Annotated in this window: 25 protein-coding genes; 24 read left to right on the top strand and 1 reads right to left on the bottom strand. The window is 46.2% G+C overall.

Going from position 1 to position 26,051, the window contains the following annotated elements:
- Positions 1–19: 19 nt before the first annotated feature.
- From dnaK to thiI, 8 genes are all read left to right on the top strand, one after another.
- A complete protein-coding gene (gene dnaK / locus CLOSA_RS04560) occupies positions 20–1,882 on the top strand; it encodes a molecular chaperone DnaK (protein WP_013271596.1) in 1,863 nt (620 codons plus the stop codon).
- Positions 1,883–2,015: 133 nt separating this feature from the next.
- Positions 2,016–3,152, top strand: a complete 1,137-nt coding sequence (dnaJ, locus tag CLOSA_RS04565; RefSeq protein WP_013271597.1) for a molecular chaperone DnaJ — start codon at positions 2,016–2,018, stop codon at positions 3,150–3,152.
- A gap of 39 nt (positions 3,153–3,191) precedes the next feature.
- Entirely contained in the window at positions 3,192–3,746 is a 555-nt protein-coding gene (locus CLOSA_RS04570; protein WP_013271598.1) for a hypothetical protein, read from the top strand.
- A 577-nt stretch (positions 3,747–4,323) separates the two neighbouring features.
- Entirely contained in the window at positions 4,324–5,070 is a 747-nt protein-coding gene (locus CLOSA_RS04575; RefSeq protein ID WP_013271599.1) for a sulfite exporter TauE/SafE family protein, read from the top strand.
- Between the two features lie 9 nt (positions 5,071–5,079).
- Entirely contained in the window at positions 5,080–6,036 is a 957-nt protein-coding gene (gene prmA, locus CLOSA_RS04580; RefSeq protein WP_013271600.1) for a 50S ribosomal protein L11 methyltransferase, read from the top strand.
- 114 nt (positions 6,037–6,150) lie between these two features.
- Positions 6,151–6,888 (top strand): 16S rRNA (uracil(1498)-N(3))-methyltransferase, encoded by a 738-nt coding sequence (locus CLOSA_RS04585; RefSeq protein ID WP_013271601.1) that lies wholly within the window; start codon positions 6,151–6,153, stop codon positions 6,886–6,888.
- A gap of 76 nt (positions 6,889–6,964) precedes the next feature.
- Positions 6,965–8,119, top strand: coding sequence for a cysteine desulfurase family protein (locus CLOSA_RS04590; protein ID WP_013271602.1), 1,155 nt, complete (start codon positions 6,965–6,967; stop codon positions 8,117–8,119).
- Positions 8,120–8,165: 46 nt separating this feature from the next.
- Positions 8,166–9,344: a tRNA uracil 4-sulfurtransferase ThiI gene (gene thiI, locus CLOSA_RS04595; RefSeq protein WP_013271603.1), complete on the top strand. Its 1,179-nt coding sequence runs from the start codon at positions 8,166–8,168 to the stop codon at positions 9,342–9,344.
- A gap of 143 nt (positions 9,345–9,487) precedes the next feature.
- Here thiI and CLOSA_RS04600 read toward each other — a convergent pair whose 3' ends face one another.
- Entirely contained in the window at positions 9,488–9,721 is a 234-nt protein-coding gene (locus CLOSA_RS04600) for an HPr family phosphocarrier protein (protein ID WP_013271604.1), read from the bottom strand.
- 152 nt (positions 9,722–9,873) lie between these two features.
- On the opposite strand from CLOSA_RS04600, the gene mtaB reads away from it, so the two are divergent.
- From mtaB to CLOSA_RS04685, 16 genes are all read left to right on the top strand, one after another.
- The gene (mtaB, locus tag CLOSA_RS04605) at positions 9,874–11,238 is read left to right on the top strand and encodes a tRNA (N(6)-L-threonylcarbamoyladenosine(37)-C(2))-methylthiotransferase MtaB (protein ID WP_013271605.1); all 1,365 of its coding nucleotides are present in this window, start codon (positions 9,874–9,876) and stop codon (positions 11,236–11,238) included.
- 80 nt (positions 11,239–11,318) lie between these two features.
- A complete protein-coding gene (locus CLOSA_RS04610; protein ID WP_013271606.1) occupies positions 11,319–11,579 on the top strand; it encodes an IreB family regulatory phosphoprotein in 261 nt (86 codons plus the stop codon).
- Positions 11,580–11,840: 261 nt separating this feature from the next.
- Complete coding sequence (ruvX, locus tag CLOSA_RS04615) at positions 11,841–12,281, top strand: Holliday junction resolvase RuvX (protein ID WP_013271607.1); 441 nt, start codon at positions 11,841–11,843, stop codon at positions 12,279–12,281.
- Positions 12,271–12,552, top strand: coding sequence for a DUF1292 domain-containing protein (locus tag CLOSA_RS04620; RefSeq protein WP_013271608.1), 282 nt, complete (start codon positions 12,271–12,273; stop codon positions 12,550–12,552). The genes ruvX and CLOSA_RS04620 overlap by 11 nt, the downstream gene beginning before the upstream one ends.
- Before the next feature lie 105 nt (positions 12,553–12,657).
- Positions 12,658–13,125 (top strand): Fur family transcriptional regulator, encoded by a 468-nt coding sequence (locus tag CLOSA_RS04625; RefSeq protein ID WP_013271609.1) that lies wholly within the window; start codon positions 12,658–12,660, stop codon positions 13,123–13,125.
- Between the two features lie 15 nt (positions 13,126–13,140).
- Positions 13,141–14,808, top strand: coding sequence for a ribonuclease J (locus CLOSA_RS04630; protein ID WP_013271610.1), 1,668 nt, complete (start codon positions 13,141–13,143; stop codon positions 14,806–14,808).
- A 92-nt stretch (positions 14,809–14,900) separates the two neighbouring features.
- Positions 14,901–15,296 carry an endolytic transglycosylase MltG gene (locus CLOSA_RS04635; RefSeq protein ID WP_013271611.1) on the top strand — a complete coding sequence of 132 codons (396 nt, stop codon included), beginning with the start codon at positions 14,901–14,903 and terminating at the stop codon, positions 15,294–15,296.
- The gene (locus tag CLOSA_RS04640) at positions 15,293–15,934 is read left to right on the top strand and encodes an O-methyltransferase (RefSeq protein WP_013271612.1); all 642 of its coding nucleotides are present in this window, start codon (positions 15,293–15,295) and stop codon (positions 15,932–15,934) included. The genes CLOSA_RS04635 and CLOSA_RS04640 overlap by 4 nt, the downstream gene beginning before the upstream one ends.
- Positions 15,935–15,993: 59 nt before the next feature.
- Positions 15,994–17,223 (top strand): peptidase U32 family protein, encoded by a 1,230-nt coding sequence (locus CLOSA_RS04645; protein WP_013271613.1) that lies wholly within the window; start codon positions 15,994–15,996, stop codon positions 17,221–17,223.
- Positions 17,224–17,445: 222 nt separating this feature from the next.
- On the top strand, positions 17,446–18,315 hold the full coding sequence (locus CLOSA_RS04650) for a SatD family protein (RefSeq protein WP_013271614.1): 870 nt from the start codon (positions 17,446–17,448) through the stop codon (positions 18,313–18,315).
- The gene (locus tag CLOSA_RS04655) at positions 18,305–19,039 is read left to right on the top strand and encodes a DUF3307 domain-containing protein (RefSeq protein WP_013271615.1); all 735 of its coding nucleotides are present in this window, start codon (positions 18,305–18,307) and stop codon (positions 19,037–19,039) included. The genes CLOSA_RS04650 and CLOSA_RS04655 overlap by 11 nt, the downstream gene beginning before the upstream one ends.
- Positions 19,040–19,506: 467 nt before the next feature.
- Positions 19,507–20,331 carry a YdcF family protein gene (locus CLOSA_RS04660; RefSeq protein WP_013271616.1) on the top strand — a complete coding sequence of 275 codons (825 nt, stop codon included), beginning with the start codon at positions 19,507–19,509 and terminating at the stop codon, positions 20,329–20,331.
- Between the two features lie 187 nt (positions 20,332–20,518).
- Positions 20,519–23,443: an insulinase family protein gene (locus CLOSA_RS04665; protein ID WP_013271617.1), complete on the top strand. Its 2,925-nt coding sequence runs from the start codon at positions 20,519–20,521 to the stop codon at positions 23,441–23,443.
- A gap of 174 nt (positions 23,444–23,617) precedes the next feature.
- On the top strand, positions 23,618–24,523 hold the full coding sequence (era, locus tag CLOSA_RS04670; protein ID WP_013271618.1) for a GTPase Era: 906 nt from the start codon (positions 23,618–23,620) through the stop codon (positions 24,521–24,523).
- A 17-nt stretch (positions 24,524–24,540) separates the two neighbouring features.
- Positions 24,541–25,206, top strand: a complete 666-nt coding sequence (gene recO / locus CLOSA_RS04675; RefSeq protein WP_013271619.1) for a DNA repair protein RecO — start codon at positions 24,541–24,543, stop codon at positions 25,204–25,206.
- A gap of 215 nt (positions 25,207–25,421) precedes the next feature.
- Positions 25,422–26,051 (top strand): hypothetical protein, encoded by a 630-nt coding sequence (locus CLOSA_RS04685; protein WP_013271621.1) that lies wholly within the window; start codon positions 25,422–25,424, stop codon positions 26,049–26,051.

Raw genomic sequence — 26,051 nt, forward strand, 5'->3', positions numbered from 1 at the left:
TTAATAGGAGGAAAAAACTATGGGCAAGATCATTGGTATTGACTTAGGTACGACAAATAGCTGCGTTGCCGTTATGGAAGGCGGAAAACCGGTTGTAATTCCAAACAGCGAGGGGGTAAGAACCACACCGTCCGTTGTTGCATTTACGAAGAACGGAGAGAGACTAGTCGGCGAGCCTGCAAAGCGTCAGGCAGTAACAAATGCTGACCGCACCATCTCTTCCATCAAAAGACATATGGGTACAGACTACAAGGTGACCATTGACGGAAAAAATTACAGTCCACAGGAAATTTCTGCCATGATTCTTCAGAAATTAAAGGCTGACGCAGAGGCTTATTTAGGTGAAAAGGTAACTGAAGCAGTTATTACGGTACCTGCATATTTTAATGACGCACAGCGTCAGGCAACCAAGGATGCAGGCAAGATTGCAGGCCTTGACGTAAAGCGTATCATCAACGAGCCGACGGCAGCAGCTCTGGCTTATGGACTTGACAATGAAAAAGAGCAGAAGATCATGGTCTATGACTTAGGCGGCGGTACCTTTGACGTTTCCATCATTGAAATCGGCGACGGAGTCATCGAAGTTCTTTCCACCAACGGAGATACCCGTCTGGGCGGTGATGATTTTGATAACCGCATTACCCAATGGATGGTGGATGAATTTAAAAAGGCAGAAGGTGTAGACTTATCCGGCGATAAGATGGCAATGCAGAGATTAAGAGAGGCTGCTGAGAAGGCAAAGAAGGAATTATCCTCTTCTACTACTACGAACATCAACTTACCGTTTATCACTGCTACCTCTGAAGGTCCAAAGCATCTGGATATGAATCTGACCAGAGCAAAATTTGATGAACTGACTGCCGATCTTATTGAGCGTACCGCAATTCCGGTTCAGAACGCCTTAAGAGATGCAGGCATCACTTCTGCAGAATTAGGAAAAGTACTGTTAGTAGGCGGATCCACCCGTATGCTTTCCGCTCAGGAGAAAGTAAAACAGCTTACAGGCAAAGAGCCTTCCAAGACCTTAAACCCAGATGAATGTGTTGCCATCGGCGCCAGCATTCAGGGCGGAAAGCTTGCAGGCGATGCTGGTGCAGGTGATATCCTTCTTCTGGACGTTACTCCACTGTCCTTGTCCATTGAGACTATGGGCGGGGTAGCTACCAGACTGATTGAAAGAAATACCACCATCCCTACCAAGAAGAGCCAGATCTTCTCCACAGCGGCTGATAACCAGACTGCAGTTGATATCCACGTGGTACAGGGGGAAAGACAGTTTGCCAGAGATAACAAGACTTTAGGCCAGTTCCGTCTGGATGGAATTCCGCCTGCAAGAAGAGGTGTTCCACAGATCGAGGTTACTTTTGATATCGATGCCAACGGCATTGTAAATGTTTCCGCTAAGGATCTTGGAACAGGCAAAGAACAGCATATTACCATTACTTCAGGCTCCAACATGTCTGATTCCGATATTGATAAGGCAGTAAGGGAAGCAGCCGAGTATGAGGCTCAGGATAAGAAGCGCAAGGAAGGCATTGATGCAAGAAACGATGCAGACTCCATGGTATTCCAGACAGAGAAGGCACTTCAGGAAGTAGGAGACAAGATTGATGCAAACGATAAAGCAACTGTGGAAGCAGACTTAAATGCATTAAAAGAGGCCATAGGCAGAGCTCCTATTGATGATATGACCGATGCCCAGATCGAAGACATCAAGGCCGGCAAAGAAAGACTGATGAACAGTGCACAGGCTTTGTTTGCAAAAGTGTATGAGCAGGCACAGTCTCAGGCAGGAGCACAGGGAGCAGGCCCTGACATGGGAGCAGGAAATGCTGCCTATCAGGACAGCGATGTAGTTGACGGAGATTACAAAGAGGTGTAAACTAGTCTGGTCGGTTGACAGGACTTTGGGAAAAGTGTTGTAGCGATACAGCACTTTTTCCGAATTTCCTAGGGCTTGCATTTTTTGGAAAAAGCAAGCCGTACTTCCTTATTTTATGAAAGGTAGACCTAAGATGGCAGAGAGTAAGAAAGATTATTATGAAACCCTGGGCATTCCAAAGGATGCGGATGACGCAGCCATTAAGAAGGCTTACAGGGCATTAGCAAAAAAATACCATCCTGACACAAATCCCGGAGATGCCGCAGCTGCTGAAAAATTCAAGCAGGCGTCCGAGGCATACAGTGTCCTTAGCGACCCTGATAAGAGACGTCAGTATGACCAGTTTGGTTCCGCCGCTTTTGACGGAAGTGGGGGAGCTGGCGGCTTTGGCGGCTTTGATTTCAACGGAGCGGACATGGGAGATATCTTCGGAGATATCTTCGGAGATATCTTTGGCGGAGGACGAAGAAGCAGCGCCCGTTACAATGGGCCATCTAGGGGAGCCAATGTCAGAACCAGCATCCGCATCACCTTTGAGGATGCGATTTTTGGCTGTGAAAAAGAAATTGAGATCAACTTTAAGGAAGAGTGTTCCTCCTGTCATGGAAGCGGTGCAAAAGCAGGAACCTCACCGGTTACATGTCCAAAATGTAATGGAAAAGGAAAAATCATGTATACCCAGCAATCCTTTTTCGGTCAGATACAGAATGTCCAGACTTGTCCGGACTGCGAAGGCAGCGGGAAAATTGTTAAGGACAAATGCCCGGATTGCTACGGTAACGGATATATTACAAGGAGAAAGAAATTCAAAGTCACCATTCCTGCGGGGATTGACAACGGACAGTCTGTGCGCCTTGCAGGTGCAGGAGAGCCGGGAACCAATGGAGGGGAGAGAGGCGATCTGCTGGTAGAGGCCGTGGTATCCAACCATCCGATTTTCAAACGTCAGGATACCAGTATTTTCTCAACGGTCCCTATTTCCTTTGCAAATGCTGCATTAGGCGGAACCATCCGGATCAAGACCGTAGATGGGGAGGTGGATTACGAAGTCAAGGCCGGTACCCAGACCGATACCAAGGTGCGCTTAAAGGGAAAAGGCGTTCCTTCCTTGCGCAACCGGACGATCCGCGGGGATCATTTTGTTACACTGGTGGTTTCGGTGCCGGAGCGGATGAATGAGGCTCAAAAGGAAGCACTTCGTAAGTTTGAAGAAGCGATGAACGGCACAGGGGAAGGTGAAAAACATAAAAAGAAAGGGATCTTTAAATAGAGATCCCGGAAGGTACATGGTTTGGAAAGAAGGGAAGGTATGGGAAGGTTTACAAAAAAGCTTGCCTTAGGAGCAGCGGTGATCTTGATGGCATCTATGTTTCCTGTGGCCGTTATGGCCGCTGACGGGCAGACCGTCCGGGATTTTCCGGGCTGGAACGGTTCCGGTACAAAAATCAAAGGGCCTGTAGAGGGTAGTGAATCCTTTGACTTCTGGGATGACGACGATGACGGCGGACCAGGCAGCTACAGCTGTCCCAGAGGCTGGCGTTACAGCCCTTCCGGCTGGTGGTTTCAGTACAGTGACGGAAGCTGGCCGTCCAACAGCTGGAAGTATATTGACGGCAGATGGTACCGGTTTAACTGGGAAGGTCATATGATCACCGGCTGGTTTTCCGATGAAGGTGGTTTGCGGTATTACTTAAATCCCGTAGATGACGGTACCTTGGGGGCCATGCGGATTGGCTGGCAGATCATTGACGGAAAGGCATATTGCTTTAATACCAAGTCCGACGGTTATTTAGGAAAACTGCTCACCAATACGACTACTCCGGACGGATATAAGGTGGGAGCGGACGGAGCATGGATTCCGTGAATTTAATGGAAAGGCTGTATAAGGCATGGCGGGAATTTTCTGCATAGGAAGATGCTGCTATATGCGGGGAGGCGGTTTCGGAAACAAAGAAATTGCGGGGATCTTCATTTATTGCAGCGAAAACAAGGGACGCGCCTGATGGCTGAAATACTTCAGCTATCAGACGCGTCCCCTGTTTTTCATTACAAATGTTATTGGTTTGTAATTTGTGAAAATAGATCCTGTTCCGGTACCAATCACTCAGGCGGGTGTGATGGGGTGTAATGCATCAAGGAATTTCGTTTACTTGATATTTTTTTTTGCCCTTGTTCTCGGTGCGAAACAAAAGTATTTTCATCCGTTCAATTAGTTAATGCACCAGCTTCAATTTTTATTGCATACTTTTTCAAAAAAAAATAAATATTTTAAAAAAGTTGATATAACCCGCCGAATTTGGTTCCTGTTATACGCTTGCAACACTTTTCATTGTATGTTATGATATCATGTGGTTTAATAATAAGAACGTTGGGTTCCTGACGGCAGGCGGAAGGAGCTTTGCTTTCGTCATGAAAATCATGCCAAAGAAAGGATACCGCATATGCACCAGTATTTGATCGTTTGCCCTCTTGTTTTTCTGGCGGGTTTTGTAGATTCCATCGCCGGAGGGGGAGGACTTATCTCCCTTCCGGCTTATCTGGCGGCAGGGATACCGCCCCATTTTGCCATTGGGACCAATAAACTGGGTTCTACCATGGGAACCGTAATCTCTACGGCCAGGTATGCGAAAGGCGGTTATATTAAGGCAAAGCTGTCTCTATCTGCAGCACTTCTTGCCGTGGCCGGTTCTGTAATCGGGGCGCATCTGTCAATGCTGGCCAGTGAACGGGTATTAAAGGGGATGATGCTGGCGGTGCTTCCGGTTGTGGCCTTTTATGTCCTCAGGAACAAAAACCTGGGAGAACGGGAGGAAGATAAGGGCCTGCCTGAGAAAAAGATGATTTTGATCAGCATGTGCGCTGCGCTGGTCATTGGCTGTTATGACGGATTTTACGGGCCGGGTACAGGGACCTTTTTGCTGTTGATTCTCACCGGACTTGCAAAAATGGATGTCAGGAGCGCATCAGGTACCACCAAGGTGATCAACCTGTCATCCAATATCGCTGCGTTGGTGACATTTTTAATAAACGGAAAGGTTTTGATTCCCCTGGGACTGGCATCAGGGCTTTTCTGCATTGCCGGCCATTATATCGGGTCAGGACTTGTGGTGAAAAATGGATTAAAGGTAGTGCGCCCGGTGGTATTCGTGGTGCTTTTATGTCTGTTTGTGAAAATTATAAAAGGATAGGAATTAGCTATGAAATGGAAAAAGTTTACGCTGACCACCACGACAGAAGCCGTGGATTTAATCAGCAGCATGTTTGATGAGATCGGAATAGAAGGAATAGAAATTGAGGATAACACTCCCCTTACGGAAGCGGAGACAAAAGGCATGTTTATTGACATTCTGCCTGAACTTCCTCCGGATGAGGGCGTTGCAAAGGTCAGCTTTTACTTAGAACTGGATTCTGATATCACGGGCATGTTAAAGCGTGTGGAAGAAGGGCTTTCAGAGCTTTCCATGTTCACGGACTTAGGCGAATGTACCATAGAGTCCGGCGAAACAGAGGACAAGGACTGGATCAACAACTGGAAACAGTATTTTAAGCCCTTTACCGTTGATGATATCCTGATCAAGCCTACCTGGGAGCAGATCCCAGAGAAAGATAAGGATAAGCTTCTGATCGAAATTGATCCGGGAACGGCTTTTGGAACAGGTCAGCATGAGACAACCCAGCTTTGCATCCGGCAGCTTCAGAAATACGTAACGCCGGAGACCACCCTTCTTGATGTGGGTACAGGCAGCGGCATCCTGGGGATCACCGCCTTAAAGCTGGGAGCAAAAGAAGTATTTGGAACGGATCTAGATGAAAATGCCATTGCAGCGGTCAGGGAAAATATGAAAGCCAATCATATATCCGGAGACAAGTTTCAAGTACTGCAGGGCAATATCATTGATGACAAGGCCGTACAGGAGGCTGCAGGCTTTGAAAAATATGATGTGGTAGTGGCCAATATCCTGGCAGACATCATTCTCCTGCTCCAGAAGGAAATTTCTGTTCACATGAAAAAGGACGCTTTCTTTATCACTTCCGGTATTATTAATAAGAAGGAAGAGGCCGTTAAAAAGGCGTTGGAGGAAAATACCGCCTTTGAGCTTGTGGAGACGACCTATCAGGGCGAATGGGTTTCCATAACGGTCAGAAAAAAATAGGAAAGGAACGCCTTACAGGCATCCCTTTCTGTCCAAAAAACATGGACAAGGAAGAGGAACGCCTTGCAGGCATCCCTTTATGTCCAAGATACATGGACAAGGAAGAGGAAAAGAATGCATCATTTTTTTGTTAGCCAGGACCAGATTGAGGAGTCATTCATCCGGATCCTGGGGCCGGATGTGAACCATATTAAAAATGTCCTGCGCATGGGAGCCGGAGAAGAGATTTTAGTCAGCAACGGGGTGGACAAGGATTACCTATGCCAGATCCTGGATGTGGCATCTGCGGAAGTGACCGCTAAGATCCTTTCTGTGGAAGAAGGCGGTACAGAGCTTCCTGCCAGACTTTATCTGTTCCAGGGTCTGCCAAAGGGCGATAAGATGGAGCTGATTATCCAGAAGGCCGTGGAGCTTGGTGTGTACCAAATCATTCCGGTGGAGACCAAGCGGGCCGTGGTGCGTCTGGATCAAAAGAAAGAAGAATCAAAGCTGCGACGCTGGAGGGCAGTATCAGAAAGTGCTGCCAAGCAGTCCGGGCGGCTTATTATACCGGAGGTGGCCGGAGTCATGACCTTCCCGGAGGCCCTGGCCTTTGGAAAGGAGCTTGATATGATAGTCATCCCCTTTGAACATGCAAAGGACATGGCAAAGACCAAGGAGATACTGTCAAGTATCAGGCCGGGAATGAGCGTAGGGATATTTATCGGACCGGAGGGCGGCTTTGAGGATTCTGAAATGGACCTTGCAGAACGTCTGGGAGCAAAGCAGATCACCCTGGGAAAACGGATCTTAAGGACGGAAACCGCCGGTCTTGCGATTGTATCTGTGCTGGCCTTCCAGTTAGAAGACTGACAGGCCATGGAAAAACCCTGTGGGTATCCCTTATGTCCGGAAATACTGGCAGTAAGAGGAAAGGAACGAGTCACATATGGAAGCTTATTTTGATAATTCGGCGACCACCAGGGTGCTGGAGCCGGTAAAGGATATAGTTGTTAAAATTATGACAGAGGACTACGGAAATCCTTCTGCAAAGCACAAAATGGGGATGGAAGCGGAACGGTATATAAAGGAGGCTGCAGAAATCATCGCAGGAACTTTAAAGGTGGCGGCAAAGGAGATCGTCTTCACTTCCGGCGGCTCCGAGTCCAATAATATGGCCCTGATTGAGGGGGCCATGGCGAATAAAAGGGCGGGAAACCACATCATAAGCACCGCCATTGAACATGCCTCGGTGTACAATCCTCTGGCCTTTTTAGAGGAACAGGGCTTTTCGGTGACCTACCTTCCTGTGGATTCCCATGGACATATCCGCCTGGAAGATCTGGAAGCGGCGATCCGCCCGGAGACCATACTGGTTTCCATCATGTATGTGAATAATGAAATCGGCGCTGTGGAACCCATAGAAGCCATTTCAAAGGTCATCAAAAAGAAGAATCCGTCCATTTTATTCCATGTAGATGCCATTCAGGCTTATGGAAAATTTGTCATCAGGCCAAAGCGGCAGGGGATCGACCTTTTGTCCGTCAGCTCCCATAAGATACACGGGCCAAAAGGGGTGGGCTTTCTATACATTGACCAGGGGGTGAAAATACGGCCTTTGATTTATGGAGGCGGTCAGCAGAGAGGCATGCGTTCCGGTACGGAAAATGTTCCTGGGATCGCAGGTCTGGGTATGGCGGCTAAAATCATGTATACGGATCATGGAGAAAAGGTACAGTCCCTGACCGCTCTTAAGGATAATTTGATCACCAGGCTTTCGGAGATCGACGGTGTTACGGTAAACAGCCTTCCCGGAGATTTATCTGCACCGCAGATTGTCAGTGCCAGCTTTTCCGGTGTGCGAAGCGAGGTGCTTTTACATGCTCTTGAGGAACGGAACATATTTGTATCCTCCGGATCTGCATGCTCATCAAATCATCCGGCTGTCAGTGGTACATTAAAGGGAATCGGCGTAAGGCCTGAGCTTCTGGATTCCACACTGCGGTTCAGTTTCGGATTTTATAATACCAAAGAGGAAGTGGATTACTGCATTGATGTGCTTAAGGAACTTTTGCCCGTTTTAAGGCGGTACCAGAGAGGCTAGGAAGAACGTCCCAAAAGCATGGACATGAATATAGAAAGGATAACAGATGCAATATCAATCATTTTTAATTAAGTATGCAGAGATCGGGGTAAAAGGAAAAAACCGTTATCTGTTTGAAGATGCCCTGGTGACCCAGATCCGCCACTCTTTAAAATGGGTGGAAGGAGATTTTGTAGTTTCCAAGGAGTCTGGACGTATCTATGTGAACGCTGAGTCAGAATATGATTTTGATGAAGTGATAGAAGCTTTCAAGTGCATATTCGGCATTGCAGCCATCTGCCCCATGGTCCAGGTGGAAGATCATGGATATGAGGATTTAAAGAAACAGGTGCTGTCCTATGTAGAGGAATTTTACGAGGATCAGAATTTTACGTTTAAGGTCAATACCCGCAGAGGAAATAAAAAGTATCCGGTGAATTCTGAACAGATCAACCGGGATTTAGGGGAACTGATTCTCCATACTTTTCCCGGGACAAAGGTAGATGTCCATAAGCCTGATGTTATGCTTCATGTAGAGGTGCGGAATAAAATCAACATTTATTCCCAATCCATTCCAGGTCCTGGCGGAATGCCGGTGGGAACCAACGGAAAAGCCATGCTCCTTTTGTCCGGCGGCATCGACAGCCCGGTGGCAGGCTATATGATCGCAAAGCGTGGGGTAAAAATTGATGCCGTATATTTCCATGCACCCCCATATACCAGCGAACGTGCCAAGCAGAAGGTAATCGATTTAGCGAAACTGGTTTCCAGATATTCAGGCCCGATCCATCTGCATGTTGTGAATTTTACGGATATTCAGCTTTACATTTACGATAAATGTCCTCATGAGGAGCTTACCATTATCATGAGACGCTATATGATGCGGATCGCGGAGCGGCTTGCAGGAGAGTGCGGTGCCATGGCTCTTATAACCGGAGAGAGCATCGGACAGGTGGCTTCCCAGACCATGCAGTCCCTGACAGCCACGGATGCAGCCACCACCATGCCCGTATTCCGTCCTGTCATCGGCTTTGACAAGCAGGAAATCGTGGATGTGTCGGAGAAAATCGGTACTTATGAGACTTCCGTGCTTCCCTTTGAGGATTGCTGCACCATTTTTGTAGCAAAGCATCCGGTAACAAAACCGAATCTGAAGATGATTGAACGGTCTGAGGAGAACTTAGAGGAAAACATAGGAGAACTGGTTGAGACGGCTATTCAAACCGTGGAAAAGATTTGGTGTTAAGGGAAAAATAAAATCGGGGTCCGGCTCCTTTGGGAAAAGGACGGACCCCGAAGTCATTAAGAAAGTTCCTTCGGCTTAACGGCTCATGGAACGAATGATTTTCCAGGTTCAGCCTGTGCTTGGCTTCCCTAAGAAAATCATGCTTAATCTACAATGTATGGAGATAAAACATTTAAGATTTCATCGGCGTTGTTTTCGGAATGGATATTTAAATCGATGGGTTTGGAAAGATCCAGGCTGAATATGCCCATAATAGATTTTGCGTCAATTACGTATCTGCCGGAAACCAGGTCAAAATCAGTATCAAATTTAGTTAAATCATTTACGAAAGATTTTACTTTGTCGATGGAATTTAAAGATATACGAACTGTTTTCATGTGAAAAACCTCCTTGAGTGATCTCTTTTATTTTATTCAGGGAACCGCCCCTTTTTCACTTCAATACTACTGATATATTGTGTAAAAGTCAATGGTAATTTTACATGAAAATATGGAAAATAGACAGATTATTTAGATAGGAGAACAATAAAATGAAAAAGGCAGCCCTGCATAATCTAGGATGCAAGGTCAATTCCTATGAAACAGAGGCCATGCAGCAGCTTCTTGAAAACGCCGGATATGAAATCGTACCCTTTGCGGAAGGGGCTGATGTTTATATCATCAATACCTGTTCCGTGACCAATATTGCAGACCGTAAGTCCAGACAAATGCTTCACAGGGCAAAGAAAATGAACCCGGGTGCTGTGGTGGTGGCGGCCGGGTGTTATGTCCAGGCAGCAGGGGAGGAGCTTAAAAAGGATGAAGCGGTGGATCTGGTTATCGGCAATAACAAAAAGACGGAGCTTGTATCCGTTCTGGAGGAATATTTTGCAAGCAGGAAGGGTCCGGAGGCAGAGATTGCCTGCGGATATCCCGTTCTGCCCCCAAAGGCAGGCCTGGATGCGGTTATTGATATCGGAGACACCAGGGAGTATGAGAATCTGTCCATTAACAGGATTGCAGACCACACAAGGGCGTTTATTAAGGTCCAGGACGGATGCAACCAGTTTTGCAGCTACTGCATCATCCCTTATACCAGAGGCCGGGTGAGAAGCCGCAAGCCGGATGAGGTAGTGGAAGAGGTGAAACGCCTGACTGCTTCCGGTTACCAGGAAATCGTGTTTACAGGGATCCATCTAAGCTCCTATGGAATGGATTTTCCGGAAAAAGAGCGGCTTACGCTCCTGGATCTGGTGAAAAGGGTACACGAAGTGGAAGGTTTAAAGCGAATCCGCCTGGGTTCCCTGGAGCCCAGAATTGTGACCGAAAAGTTTGCCGCAGAGCTTGCCCGGCTTTCTAAGATATGTCCCCATTTCCACCTGTCCCTGCAAAGCGGATGCGATGATACTTTAAAAAGAATGAACCGGCACTATACCACAGAGGAATATTTCAACTGCTGTGATGTTTTGCGCAGTGCCTTTCATAATCCGGCCATCACCACCGATGTGATCGTGGGATTTCCGGGAGAAAGGCCAGAAGAATTTAAGACAACAAGGGAATATCTGGAAAAGGTTCAGTTCTATGAGATGCATGTTTTTAAATATTCCAAAAGAAACGGCACTAAGGCGGCGGTGATGCCTGATCAGATACCGGAATCAACGAAGACGGATCGCAGCAATGAACTCCTATGCCTGGAAAAGGAAATGTCTCTTGCTTACCGGGAGTCATGGTTAGGCTGCAGGACAGAGGTGCTTTTAGAGGAGGAATTCTGGTGGAATGGCACCCGCTATATGATCGGCCATACCAGGGAATATGTGAAAGCAGCGGTTCCTTATGAAGAAGGGTTAAGGGGTATGGTGATCGAGGGAAAACTTATGGAAATGATGAATGAAGAGGTGGCATTTTTAAAACGCTGAGACACAAAATTTATTTTAGTCTTGCCGAATCCATCTTTTTGGTTTAGAATAGAGTAGAACAGTTAAAGGACGTGAGAAACATGGGCGATATTCATAATACGCAATTTTTCAAAGCAGTACAGGAGAACAAACTGAATGTAAGCCAGGTACTGGAACAGGTTTATATTGCCCTTACTGAAAAGGGCTATAATCCTATTAACCAGATCGTAGGCTATATTATGTCAGGGGATCCTACCTATATTACCAGCCATAAGAACGCCAGAAGTCTTATCATGAAAGTAGAGCGGGATGAGATTCTGGAAGAGCTGATGGGGGTATATATTGATACGATGTTGAAGTAAGTTTGTGGATAATCTTAAGTCTAGCTGTCAGATGAAGTGAAAGTAGGCGGAGTCTGACAGTTTGTTTTTATACGGTTGGCTTTGGACCAGCTTTCTTTTGCTGCACAAAGGTTGAAAAAAGCGTCTGTCAGCCTTGAGTTTGTGAACGTCGTGCCCCGCTTGACCGGGCATCAACCGGATTTGCAGACATGCCGGATTGATTCATTGGTATACCGATTAGGACATGCAGGCATTTCTGATTGATTCATTAGGAGACAAAATATGAGGATTATGGGGCTTGATTACGGTTCTAAAACTGTAGGAGTTGCTGTTTCCGACTTACTTGGTATAACCGCCCAGGGAGTGGAGACAATTACGAGAGAAGAAGAGAATAAACTGAGAAAAACCTGTGCCCGGATTGAGGAACTGATTCGGGAATATGAGATCGAAACAATTATCCTGGGGTATCCCAAAAATATGAATAATTCAGCCGGACAACGGGCTGAGAAAACAGAACAGTTTAAAGAGATGCTCATAAGACGGACAGGGCTGAACGTCATCCTGTGGGATGAAAGGCTTACTACCGTTGCATCGGAGAGAATATTACAGGAAAGCGGCGTGAGGCGGGAACACCGCAAGGCAGTCATTGATCAGGTGGCAGCGGGACTGATTCTGCAGGGCTATCTGGACAGCTTGCCAAAGGAGACAGGAAATGAACAGTGAAGAGAAGAAAATCACCCTGACAACAGATAACGGGGAAACTGTGGATTTTTACGTTCTGGAAGAAACCAGAATTAATGGAAGGAATTATCTGCTGGTAACGGATGCAGCAGATGAAGATGATGAAGGAGAATGTTACATCTTAAAGGATTTGTCAAAGCAGGAAGAGGCCCTGGCTTTGTATGAGTTTGTAGAGGATGATAACGAGATAGATTATTTATTTAAGATATTTTCCGAACTGCTGGACGGAGCAGATGTGGATATTGAAGTTTGAAAAAAGCATCTTTCAAACTTAAGTTTGTGAATCAGCCGGATATGCAAATATATCCTCTTGATAATCAGAACAAAAAAATGATGGTGAGTAATTGAGGGACTGTTAATGAAACAGGAAATTTTTAAAAATATGCTTCGAGAGAAAGGACTCAAAGTGACCAACCAGCGCATGCTGGTGCTGGAACTCATGGCAGAGCGCCCCGGGCAGCATCTGACTGCGGAAGAGATCTATGATCTGGCTAGGCAGACGTACCCGGAGATCGGGCTTGCTACGATTTACAGGACCGTGCAGGTACTGGTGGATTTATCAGTGATCGATAAGGTCAGTTTTGATGACGGATTCGCCCGCTATGAATTAGGGGGCGTGGATCGTGAGTCCAGACACCACCACCACCACGCGATTTGCAACCGATGCGGAAACGTATTTTCCTTTCAAGGCGATTTGCTGGATACGCTGGAGCAGGCCCTTCTTGACCGGTCAGGCTTTCTTGTGACGGATCATGAGGTGAAGCTGCACGGGTATTGCAGGGAATGCCGGGAGGCAATGGAAGAAGAACAGGACGGAAAATCATAAGATGGAGGTAAAATATTGAAAAAACAAGACAGCAACGCGAAAGTTAAAATCATTCCTTTAGGAGGAATGGAGCAGATCGGTATGAATATCACTGCATTTGAATGTGAAGACAGCATCATCATTGTGGACTGCGGACTGGCATTTCCTACGGATGACATGCTTGGTATTGATTTAGTCATACCGGATGTTTCTTATCTGAAACAGAATATCGATAAAGTGAAGGGATTTCTCATCACCCATGGACATGAGGACCATATCGGGGCCCTTCCCTATATATTAAAGGACATCAATGTTCCGGTATACGGAACAAAGCTGACCATTGCCCTGATCGAGAACAAGCTGAAAGAACATAATCTGCTTAAAAACACCAAAAGAAAGGTGATTAAGCACGGACAGTCGGTGAATTTAGGCTGTTTTCGTATTGAATTTATTAAAACAAACCACAGCATCGCCGATGCTTCCGCTCTTGCCATTTTCTCTCCGGCAGGCGTGATCCTGCATACAGGCGATTTTAAGATTGATTATACTCCCGTATTCGGAGAACCGGCGGATCTGGAGCGTTTTGCCGAGCTGGGAAAAAAGGGGGTTCTGGCCCTGATGTGTGACAGCACCAATGCCACCAGAGCTGGATTTACCCCTTCGGAAAGAACCGTGGGAAAAACTTTTGACAACATTTTTGCGGATCATAAAAACAACCGCATCATTGTGGCTACCTTTGCCTCTAACGTGGACCGGGTGCAGCAGGTCATCAATTCTGCAGCCAAATATGGACGAAAGGTCGTGGTTGAGGGCCGCAGCATGGTCAATGTGATCGGAACGGCCAGTGAACTCGGCTATATTAATATTCCGGATGGAACCCTTATTGATATTGACCAGTTAAAAAATTATCCGGATGAGCAGACCGTGCTCATCACCACCGGAAGCCAGGGCGAATCCATGGCTGCCCTTTCCCGTATGGCAAGCAGTACCCATAAGAAAATATCCATAAAGCCAAGCGATGTGGTAATTTTAAGTTCCCATCCCATCCCCGGTAATGAAAAGGCAGTGTCAAAGGTCATTAATGAGCTTTCCATGAAGGGAGCAGAAGTGATCAGTGATGACACTCATGTGTCAGGACATGCCTGCCAGGAGGAAATCAAGCTGATGTATGCTTTGGTACGCCCCAAATATGCCATTCCGGTTCATGGGGAATACCGCCATATCATGGCTCAGAGAAATCTGGTTCAGGCCATGGGCATCCCGAAGGAGAATGTAATCATTATGTCCTCCGGTGATGTGGTTGAGGTGGGACAGGAATCCTGGAAGACTGTAGACCACGTCCAGGCAGGAGGAATCCTGGTAGACGGTCTTGGTGTCGGCGATGTGGGAAATATCGTTTTAAGAGACAGACAGAACCTGGCCCAGAACGGAATTATTGTGGTGGTTCTTACCCTGGAAAAATACTCCAATCAGCTTTTGGCAGGGCCGGATATTGTATCCAGAGGATTTGTTTATGTCCGTGAATCAGAGGACCTGATGGAAGAGGCCAGAAATATTGTCAACGACGCGGTAACAGACTGTCTGGACCGCCATGTCAATGACTGGGGGAAAATCAAGAATGTGATTCGTGACACCTTAAGCGACTTTTTATGGAAGCGGATGAAGCGGAATCCTATGATTCTGCCGATCATTATGGAAGTGTAATACAGGGAAAAAACGTACCTTGCAGGTGAAAGACCCTGCGGGCATCCCTTTATGACTGGGAAGCGGGCGATAAAAATGAAAGGAAGCAGGATATGAGCCGGGCGACGAAAGAGATTAATAAAATAACAGGAGCAGTCATTGCGGTCTCAAGCAGGCTTATTATCTTAGCCCTGGTGGTCCTTCTGCTTTATGAGGGAGTTACCAGAGGATATGCCTTCGGCCATGAAATATTCTACGCTTCTGCCATGGAAGAAGAACCGGGGAGGGACAAGGAATTAACCGTAGCCAAGGGAACCTCCGTGGCCCAGACGGCAAAGCTTTTAAAGGAAAATGGTTTGATTGCCAATGAATACTCCTTCATCATTCAGGCAGAGTTTTTTGATTATAAGGTAAATCCGGGAGATTATACCTTTAATACTTCCATGACCTCCAAGGAGATTCTTCAGATGATGAATGAAAACACAGGGGAAAAGGAAGAGGAAAAATGATTGTTAATGACAGGATAACAGATTATATCAGATCTCTGGAATCAGACAGAAGCCCCCTCCTGTCAAAGATCGGAAAAAAGGCAAGACAGGATAATGTCCCTGTCATCAGGGAAGAGACGGCTGCTTTTCTTCAGACCATGACGGCAGCTATAAGGCCAAAGGCTATTCTAGAGGTGGGAACGGCGGTAGGCTACTCCACTCTTTTGATGGCTGAGGTCATGCCGTCAGACTGTCATATTACCACCATAGAAAAATATGAAAAAAGGATTCCCCTGGCCAGAGAAAATTTCAAAGAGGCCGGGGAGTCTGGGCGGATTACCTTGCTGGAAGGAGATGCCCAGGACATATTAAAGGGGCTTTCCGGCCCCTTTGACCTTGTATTTATGGATGCAGCTAAGGGGCAGTACCTTCTTTGGCTTCCTAGGATCTTAGAGCTGATGTCCCCCGGTGGAATGTTGATTTCTGATAATGTTCTTCAGGATGGAGATATCATAGAATCCCGCTATGCTGTGGAACGCCGGAACAGGACCATTCACGGAAGAATGCGGGAATACCTGTATGAATTAAAGCACTCGGAGCGGCTGACCACGTCTGTTGTTCCCATCGGAGATGGCATTACTGTCAGTATCTTAAAATAACGTTTGGATGATCCAATGCGGAATCCAACTTAAAAAAATATACACAAGAAAGGATTTTCATGAGAAAGACCGAACTTTTGATTCCGGCAGGCAGCCTGGAAGTATTAAAAACCGCCGTGATTTATGGGGCCGATGCTGTCTACATCGGAGGAGAAGCCTTTGGCCTCCGTGCCAAAGCCAAGAACTTCACAATGGGAGAGATCCGGGAAGGGATTGCCTTTGCCCACGAAAAAGGGGTAAAGGTCTATATTACGGCTAACATACTGGCTCATAATGACGACCTGGCCGGAGTGGAAGAATATTTTCTAGAATTAAAGGAAACACGGCCTGACGCACTGATCATTTCCGATCCGGGAGTATTTGAAATCGCAAAGCGCATCCTACCGGATATGGAGATCCATATCAGCACCCAAGCCAATAACACCAATTATGGGACCTATTTATTCTGGCACCGTCTGGGAGCCAAGAGGGTGGTTTCCGCCAGAGAGCTTTCCCTGGCGGAGATCAAGGAGATAAGGAGCAGGATTCCGGAGGATATGGAGATTGAAAGCTTCATCCACGGAGCTATGTGTATTTCCTATTCCGGTCGCTGCCTTTTAAGCAATTTCATGACCGGAAGAGATGCCAATCAGGGAGCCTGTACCCATCCCTGCCGCTGGAAATATTCCATTGTGGAGGAGAAACGTCCGGGAGAGTATATGCAGGTATATGAAAATGAGCGGGGAACCTATATCTTTAATTCCAAGGATTTATGCATGATCCAGCACATCCCGGAGATGATGGAGGCAGGAATTGACAGCTTTAAGATCGAAGGCCGCATGAAAACCGCCCTTTACGTAGCCACTGTGGCAAGAACCTACCGGAAGGCCATTGATGATTATAACAGGGACCCGGAGCTTTACCGGACCAATATGGAGTGGTACCGTTCTGAAATCGGCAAATGTACTTACCGGGAATTTACCACCGGATTTTATTTCGGAAAGCCCGATTCCACCACTCAGATTTATGATAATAATACTTACGTGAAAAACTACACGTATCTGGGAACGGTTGAAGCAGTGGATGAAAAGGGCTTTGCCCGCATTGAACAGAAAAATAAGTTCACCATTGGGGAGACCATCGAGGTGATGAAACCTGATGGGCGGAATCTGGAGGCTGTTGTAAAAGCCATCTATGATGAAGAAGGCAAACTTCAGGAAAGTGCTCCCCACTCCAGGCAGAATCTTTCTGTAGATTTGGATGTGGAAATAGAACCTTATGACATTCTGCGCCGCAGTGAAATGGATTAACATAAATGAAACCCGCAGGATCGTGATCCTGCGGGTTTTTGCCTGCCAGCCTTGCTGTGAAGGGAAATAAGAAGGCAATTTATGGGTCTTGCATTTCCCGGCAAGAATTGATCATGTCTGCAGATATGAAAAGCAGACAAAAATGTATGATAATATAAAAAAGCAAACATATGTGTTTGACATTTTGCCGGAAGAGAGTATAATAGGAAGCGGAGGCAGGCTATGAATCGGAACTATTGTGCAATAATCATAGATATAAAAAGATCAAAAACCTATGATATCGATACACGCAATGAGGTACAGGAGTACTTAACCAAATGCATTAAGATGTTAAATGACGCCAGCAAACAAGAACTTGCCTGTGATGTAACCTTTAGCGCAGGGGATGAGCTGCAGGGATTGTTTGAAAGTCCATTTGCAGCAGTTTCCTATTGGAGAATTTTGGAGCTTATGGTGCACCCGGTACAGCTGCGTGCAGGGCTGGGGGTTGGGGAATGGAATATAAGGATCGAGGGAGGAACCTCTGCGCAACAGGATGGCCCTGCCTATCATAATGCGAGAAATGCAATTGAAGAGGTATATAAAAAGCAATTTCAAAATATCAGAATCAATTCAAAATCAGAAAAAGACATATTTGCCAATTATCTGCTGAATGTTTCCTGGGGATACAAAGCCGGGCAGAATTATATGCAGAATTTTCTTCAGCTGGTTTCAGAGCTTCTTTACCCCTTTGTGGGAGAAAAGGGACAAGTAAATGATCATGGCCTGGATATGCTGAACTTAAAAGAAAGCTATGGAGTAAAGGAAAAGACATATAAAAGATCCATTGGCAGGAACCAGATTCAGAGTACGGATTTTTCCGAAACGGATCTGTTTAGGCAGGATGAAATAATCATCACCGGTCATATGACAGAGGCTGATGAGGCTGTTTCCAAAAAAGGAATGAATACCAGGATCGCTGATATCGTGCAGAGATCCAGGCAGAATATAGATACGGTGATGAAACGGGGAAATGTCCAGTTGATCCGAAGCATGGATTTCATGGCGCTTCAATATTTAATAAACAATTACGGTGAAAAAAATGATTCTTAAATTACTGATAATCGGACACATCATAGGAGATTTCTATGTTCAGACCGGCAAAACCGCAAATAAGAAAAAGAATAGTATCCCGGCCCTGGTGCTGCACTCTTTGAGCTATTCCTTTGTGTTATTTATTTGCGCAGTGATTCCCCTGACCAGGGATCAGGTGCCCGGACTGTTAGTTTTTTCTTTCGTTGCCGGCTTGTTTCATGGAGGGATTGATTTTTATAAGATAAGGATTGAAAAAAACAAAAGCCTGGATCCCGGTCAAAAGATCTGGTTGTTTTTCTTTGACCAGATGCTGCATACAGCTATTCTCATAATAGGATGGGGAATAGCCGGATTTACCGGCGGGGCGTATATCCATATGTTAGAAAAACGCTATGATGCAAAAATATTGGCTGACATTATTAATATGGCAATGGGAATTCTGATCTGCGGCCAACCGGCTTCCTTATTGATCAAGCTGGTCTTTGAGGCGGTGACAAAGGAGCGTGATACGGAAAATCCCAAAATCGGTACTTATATAGGAATATTGGAACGGGAAATTATATTTTTACTGGGAATGATCGGACAATACAGTACCATTGGATTTGTGCTGACGGCAAAGAGCGTGGCTCGTTTTAAACGATTGGAAGATCAGGCGTTTTCAGAAAAGTATTTGATAGGCACTTTATTGAGTGCATTCATTGCCATTGCCTGTGCTGTAGCAAACAGTTATTTTAAAATTTAATAACATCGATTCATAAGGTGGAAAGGGAAGAGACGGTGAGATCCGAAGAATTGGGGTCTCCGTCTCATTTTTATCGTTTTAACAGTGTCGTTCTTTACAAGTTTTTTCCCTCTTTCCTATCAAATAGAAAGATAATGATTATATTTTAGGAATACGGCGTTTATAGAAAAAATATGGTTAATACTGAGAAGGAGGTTCAATGTTGGAATTATATATGGGAAGCCTAATACAAATAAGCGTTTACAGCAGACAGCAGGGAACGGCGGTTTGCTGCAGGCGCTTTTAAAATCTGATAAATACAGGAAAAAATACTTATAAACAGCCTTGGTCTTACTGATTGCCGGATGGAAGGTTTTCCTTGGCTGTTTTTAGTGATAGTTGTAGAAATCTCCATATTGTGGTATGCTATAAAGGTATCATGTCCAGAATTTACCTGATTTCAAAACCTGTAGAATGGAGGCGGGCATATGGCGTTAATTTTTTGGCTGATAGCCGTTTCCTGCATTATTTATTATGTTGTGATCGTTTTTTATTCAGGCCTGACCACTTCCCTTTCCTTTATTTGGCTTATGTTCGCCGCCGTATGCATACTGCTGCCGTTGGGATGGGAAACCTATGTGAAGCATAAGGAAAAGATCCCTCTGTGGATTCCGGTGTCGGTGATCACCATGTGCTGTACCGGTATTCTGGTATTTATGGTGGTGGAGTTTCTTGTATTTACGGGAGTTGCTGCCCGGGATGCTTCCAATCTGGATTATGTCATCGTACTGGGAGCCAGGGTAAAGGAGACAGGAATCAGTAAGTCTTTGAAAAAGCGGCTGGATAAGGCCATTGAGTACGCCGATGAGAATCCGTCCGTGATATTAGTGCTTTCCGGCGGCCAGGGAGCGGATGAGCCTGTAAGCGAAGCCGCAGCCATGCGGGATTATCTTGTTTTTAACGGAGTCAATGAGGAACAGCTGATTTTAGAAACCCGGTCTACCAGTACCGTTGAGAATATTGCATACAGCCGTGTAGCCATTGAAGAAGATCAGGCGGAGAGGAAAGCACGCAGGCAAAATAATCCGATTTTCATGGAACCCGGAACTTTTGCGGAGGTGCCGGATAAGCCCATTAAGATCGGAGTTCTTACCAGTGATTTTCATGTGTACCGGGCACAGCAGATCGGGAAAAAATGGGGAATTCCGGATATCTACGGCATATCCTGCGGATCCGACCCTGTTCTTTTCGTACACTTTTGCGTCAGAGAATGCGCGGCCATATTAAAAGACAAATTAGTGGGCAACATGTAATTAATATCCACGTAAGCAACGAGCAGTACGAAACAGGCCATGAGAAGATTTTCGTCGTGCCTGCACATTAAAAATCTTCTCATGGCCTGTTTCATAGGGCGAATCCCTGTGAGCCGGCGAATTTTGCAAATTCACCGGATGCACTGGGGACTTACGTATAATAGAATGCAGGAGGAAGAATTACAGAATGAATCTATTTAAAAACCTTGCAGCCTATGAGGTTGTGGAAGAAAAAGCAATGAAAGAAATCAATGCATCGGGATGCGTGCTCCGACACAAAAAAAGTGGGGCAAGGATTTTTTGCATATCCTGCGATGATGAGAACAAGGTGTTTTCCATTGGATTCCGTACTCCGCCGTCAGACAGCACAGGAGTTGCCCATATTCTGGAGCACAGTGTACTCTGCGGGTCGGATCAGTTTCCGGTTAAAGATCCGTTTGTGGAGCTGGTGAAAGGCTCCCTTAACACCTTTTTAAATGCCATGACCTATCCTGATAAAACCGTATATCCGGTGGCAAGCTGCAATGATAAGGATTTTCAGAATTTAATGAACGTGTACCTGGATGCAGTGCTTCATCCCAATATTTATAAGGAACCAAAGATTTTTATGCAGGAAGGCTGGCATTATGAGCTGGAAAGCCTGGAGTCTGATCTGATATATAACGGAGTCGTATATAATGAGATGAAGGGGGCATTTTCATCCCCGGAGGAAGTGCTGGACCGTTATACCAGAAAAACCCTGTTCCCGGATAACTGCTACGGTCAGGAATCAGGGGGGGATCCTGCCTTTATACCGGATCTGACTTATGAGGACTTTCTGGCTTTCCATAAGAGATATTATCATCCTTCCAACAGCTATATTTACCTCTACGGAGATATGGATATGGCGGAAAAGCTGGTATGGCTTGATGAGAAGTATTTAAGCCAATACGATGAAACAGTCATTGAATCCAGGATTCCAAGGCAGAAGCCCTTTCTAAAACCGGTGGAAGCAGAGACCTTTTATTCCATCACCGAAGGACAATCCGAAGAAAATGCCACCTATCTTTCCATCAGTACGGCAGTGGGAACAGGGCTGGATCCCAAGCTTTATATAGCCTTTCAGATCCTGGAATACACCCTTTTGGATGCTCCGGGTGCTCCCTTAAAGCAGGCACTCATTGACGCAGGGATTGGGCAGGACATTTTAGGCGGATATGACAACGGTATTCTTCAGCCTTATTTCTCCGTCATTGCTAAAAATGCCAACAAGGAGCAGCGAGGGGAATTTCTTGCCGTTGTAAAAGGAACCTTAAGAAAGCTTGCGGATGAAGGAATCAATAAGAAGAGCCTGAAAGCCGGAATGAATTTTTACGAATTCCGTTACCGTGAGGCGGATTACGGTTCAGCGCCAAAGGGACTCATGTATGGACTTCAATGCATGGACAGCTGGCTGTATGACGGAGATCCTATTATGCATCTGGAATATCAGGATACCTTTGATTATCTGAAAAAAGTGGTGGATGACGGATATTTTGAACAGCTTATCAGGGAATACCTTCTGGATAATCCTTTTGAAGCCTTCTTAACCGTAAGCCCCAAAAAGAATTTATCGGCAATGGAAGAGGAGAAGGTAGCTAAAAAGCTGGCAGTCTATAAAGCCTCTCTCTCCCAGGAGGAGCTTCTCCATCTGGTGGAACAGACCAGGGCTTTAAGGGAATACCAGGAAACGCCCTCTCCCCAGGAGACCTTGGAAATGATCCCCATGCTTCGGAGAGAAGACATTACCAGAGAGCCGGAAGAGATCCTATGGGAGGAAAAATCAGCCCATGGCATTAAGGTGATCCATCATGAGATGTTTACCTCTGGTATCGGATACTTGAAAGTGCTTTTCGATACTTCTGCAGTTCCTTACGAGGATCTGCCATATGTGGGATTTTTAAAATCCCTGCTTGGGTATGTGAATACGGAAAACTTCACCTACGGAGACCTGACCAGTGAGATCCATTTAAACAGCGGCGGCGTCAGCTTCAGCGTGACCTCTTATCCTGACTTGAAAAATAAGGGAGAGTTTAAAGGATTTTTCGTAGCAAGTGCCAGGGTGCTTTATGAGAAGGTGGATTTTGGATTCTCCATTCTGGGTGAGATCCTGACCCGTTCCATATTGGATGATGAAAAGCGGGTGGGTGAAATTATCAGTGAGACCAGATCAAGGGCCAGGATGAAGCTGGAAGGCTCCTGCCATTCGGCAGCGGTTGCCAGAGCCACTTCCTATTATTCCCCTACCTCCAGCTATAACGATTTGACCGGAGGAATCGGATACTATGAATTTCTGGAAAATCTGGAGAAAGAATACCCCTCCCATAAGAAGGAGATCATTGAACGGCTGAAAGCGGTCATGAAGAAGCTTTTTACCGGGAAAAACATGCTGGTCAGCTATACCGCGGATGAGGAAGGCTATGGGCTGCTTCCCGAGGCTTTAAAAAAGCTTACCGATGTACTGCCTGAAGGAGAGGCAAAACATTATCCTTTTGCTTTTACGGCAGGAAACAGGAACGAAGGCTTCTATACGGCTTCCCAGGTCAATTATGTGGCAAGATGCGGAACCTTTGCAGGCAGCGGCCGGGAATATACCGGAGCTCTTAAGATCTTAAAGGTCATTTTAAGCTATGATTATCTGTGGATCCATTTAAGAGTGAAGGGCGGAGCCTATGGCTGTATGAGCGGATTCGGACGATCCGGAGAAGGGTATTTCACCTCCTACCGGGATCCCAATGTAGGAGAAACGAACCGGATCTATGATGGGATCGTAGAGTATTTGAAAAATTTCCAGTCATCGGACCGGGATATGACAAAATATGTCATCGGCACCATCAGCGATATGGATGTGCCGTACCCTCCGTCCACCAAAGGTAACCGCGGTCTTTCCGCCTATTTATCCGGCGTGGACCGGGAAATGATGGAAAAAGAGCGGGAAGAGGTATTAACCGCGACTCAGGAAGACATCCGCAGTTTAGCACCTCTTGTAAAAGCCGTTCTGGATACGGGAAGCTTATGCGTCATTGGAAATGAAGAAAGAATGTCCGCGGATAAGGAGCTGTTTGGGGAGACCAAGAACCTGTTCCACTCATGATAAAACGCCTTGCAGGCGTTCCCCTATGTCCAAATAACATGGACGTGAAAGAGGAAACGCCTTAACAGGCATACCTCTATGTCCAAAAACCATGGACACGAAAGAGGAAACGCCTTAACAGGCATACCTCTATGTCCAAAAACCATGGACACGAAAGAGGAAAGGAGAACTTATATGGAAAACAATTATAAATCAGGTTTCGTAACCCTGATCGGGCGCCCGAATGTTGGGAAATCTACCCTGATGAACCATCTCATCGGACAGAAGATCGCGATAACGTCTGATAAGCCCCAGACTACCAGAAACAGGATCCAGACCGTGTATACGGATGAAAGAGGGCAGATTATTTTTCTTGATACTCCCGGTATCCATAAGGCTAAGAACAAGCTGGGAGAATATATGGTAAGCGTTGCAGAACGAACCTTAAAGGAAGTGGATGTGGTGCTATGGCTGGTGGAACCCACCACCTACATCGGTGCGGGAGAGCAGCATATTGCAGAGCAGTTAAATCAAGTAAAAACACCGGTGATCCTGGCTATTAATAAAATTGATACGGTGAAAAATCAGGAGGAGATTCTGACCTTTATAAGTGCTTATAAGGATGTCTGCCGGTTTGCTGAAATTGTTCCGGTTTCCGCTTTAAAGGATAAGAATACGGATCTCCTGCTGGAGCTTATTTATAAATATCTTCCAGCAGGGCCGCAGTATTACGACGAAGATACGGTGACCGACCAGCCTATGCGCCAGATTTCAGCAGAGCTAATCCGGGAAAAGGCTCTTCGCCTTTTAAACGACGAGATACCCCACGGAATCGCGGTGACCATTGAAAAGATGAAAGAACGGGATAACGGCATTATGGATATTGAAGCTGATATTATCTGCGAAAGGGATTCCCACAAAGGGATCATTATTGGAAAAGGCGGTACCATGCTGAAAAAAATCGGAACCGCTGCCCGCAGGGAAATCGAAGACCTGATGGATACAAAGGTAAATTTACAGCTCTGGGTAAAGGTCCGGAAGGAATGGCGTGACAGCGAGCTGTATATGAAGAATTATGGATATAATGAAAAAGAAATTTAAAAAAGTGGTGGTAGGAATTGAGGGAAGTTGAGACCATGACGGGGATGGTGATTCGTGTGTCCCCGGTTGGAGAGATGGATAAGCGCCTTGTAATACTCACCAGGGAAAGAGGAAAAATCACCGCATTTGCCAGAGGGTCCAGAAGACCGGGAAGTCCTCTTATGGCAGTAAGCCGCCCCTTTGCCTTCGGGCAGTTTTCCCTGTATGAGGGCAGGGATTCCTATACCCTTCGGTCGGCGGAGATCATCAATTACTTTGATGCCCTTTCTCTGGATATGGAAGGAACCTGCTATGGCTCTTATTTTCTGGAGCTGGCTGATTATTATGCCAGAGAGAACATGGATGGTACAGGGCTTTTAAAGCTTCTTTACCAGTCCATACGGGCACTTTTAAAGCCAGCCCTGAAAAATCAGCTGGTCCAGAGGGTCTTTGAGTTGAAAGCCATGGTGCTGAACGGGGAATACACGGAAAAACCTCCCTGCCCCGTCAGTGATTCGGCAGGCTATACCTGGGAATATGTAATCGCCTCCCCGGCAGAGCATCTTTACACCTTTACCCTGACCGAACCGGTTCTGGAGGAGTTCAGCCGCTGCGTGGAAATCAACAAGAAGCGTTATGTGGACCGGGATTTTCACTCCCTTGAGATTTTGCAGACCATGACAGGGGGGAAAGTATTGAAATGACAGGTAGGATTTGGTATAATGTCCAGGAATACTATGAGCGGTGCGAATCAGGACGCGGAAAAATTTTCGTTGTGCTTGCACAGAAGAAGGTTTTTCCGCGTCCTGATTCATAGGGCAGATGCCCGTAAGCCGGTGGATCCAAAGGATTCCCCGGCTGCACTGGGGGTACGGATTCACAGAATCCGTGCGGCGGACTCAATGCAGGAGGGAAATGGATGAAGAAAATGAAAGGGGTTCTGGTGGCTTTCCTGGCTGCGGTTATGCTGACCGGCTGCTTAGGCAGGAGCGGCGGCAGCGCCTTGAACGGGGAGAGCAGCAGAATCTATGTGACGGGAGAAGGCACCCTTCAGACTTCCACGGTGGAAGCCTATGCGGAACAGGATTACTATCGTGCAGATGAATTGAAAGCTTATCTGGAAGAAGCCGTTTCAAAATATAACGAAACCCATGGACAGGGAGCTGTAACCCTGGAATCCTGTAATCTGGAAAAAGGAAATGCCACCATGGTCTTTCGTTATGGATCAGGAAACGATCTGGCGGGGTTTGCTTCTGAGTATGAGGATAAGGAAAATCAGGTGGATTCCATTGCCGTGACCCCTTTCTCCCAGGTAATGGGGCAGAGTGAGTCGGAGGGAGTGGCTTTTATTAAGGCCTCTGACGGGAAGCCGGCAGAAAAAAAGGCTTTGTCCAGCAGGGGAGATTGCTTTGCTGTGGTTTTGAAGGCAAAACAGCCGGTGACGGTACAGACTCAGGGAAGGCTTTTATTTGTCTCCGATAATGTAGTTATAAAGGATCGCTATACCGTTCAGACAGCAGAAGGGAAAAATTACATCATATTTAAATAA

The sequence above is a fragment of the [Clostridium] saccharolyticum WM1 genome (assembly GCF_000144625.1).
Classification (GTDB): domain Bacteria; phylum Bacillota; class Clostridia; order Lachnospirales; family Lachnospiraceae; genus Lacrimispora; species Lacrimispora saccharolytica.